This is a genomic window from Streptomyces cavernae (assembly GCF_004023625.1).
Classification (GTDB): domain Bacteria; phylum Actinomycetota; class Actinomycetes; order Streptomycetales; family Streptomycetaceae; genus Streptomyces; species Streptomyces cavernae.
In genome coordinates, this window is the sequence record NZ_RPDJ01000133.1 from 1 (window position 1) to 811 (window position 811).

The 811-nt window shown below is 69.2% G+C and carries 1 protein-coding gene; it reads right to left on the minus strand.

Annotated features, from left to right (window positions below; genetic code table 11):
• On the minus strand, window positions 1–731 hold a 731-nt coding region (locus tag EF387_RS46490), incomplete at its 3' end, for a MerR family transcriptional regulator (RefSeq protein WP_155589860.1).
• Between the last annotated feature and the right edge of the window lie 80 nt (window positions 732–811).

The following is an 811-nucleotide window of genomic DNA, read 5'->3' on the forward strand; positions in this document are numbered from 1 at the left end:
TGGGTGTCCTCCTCGTCGCCCGTCAGGTCGGCGTCGTAGATCTCGAAGAGCTTCTCCTCGGCCTCGTCCATTCCGGCCGCTTCCATGGCCTGTTCCAGGGCCTTGTGGTGGGCGCAGTGCTGCGCGGCGAGTTCCTCGACCTGCGGGTCGTGGGGGTCGACGGTGTCATCGAGGGCGGCGTCGGCCGCGTCGAGGCGGTCTGCCTCGGCCCGTAGGCCGGGATGGGTCGCCAGGGTGATGAACACGCTGGCCCGGATTGCGGCGCCCAGCGGCCCGAAGATCCGTTCCGTGACCAGCAGGTCGTCCAGGTCGGAGGGGCGCAGTGCGCCAGAGGGCAGGTGGCTGAGCCGGTCCGTGACCAACGGGGAGAGCAAGCCCAGTGGGCTGCCCACGGCTCGCAGGCGCTGGACTGCCGCGCGCTGACGCTTGATGTCGGCCTCCTGGGCGGCCAGGGTCTCCTCCAGTCGGCCCAGGACGTCCTCAACGTCCCGGGCTTCGTCGAAGGCGGCCCGCATGTCGTCCAGGCTGATGCCGGCCTCGGACATCTTGCGGATCCACAGCAGGCGGATCATGTCGTCGTAGCCGTAGCGGCGGCGTCCGTCTCCGCCTCGCTCGGGCTCCGGCAGCAGACCGATCTGGTGGTAGTGACGAATGGCGCGCGGGGTGGTTCCGGCGAAGGCGGCGGCATCGCCGATCTTGACGTCGCGGGGAGGCATGACGAAGGGGTACATCTCAGACAGGGCCTTTCGTACTGTGGTGCCCTCGACGACACCACATGCCGCTACGGCATGTGCAACTACCCACCACCCGG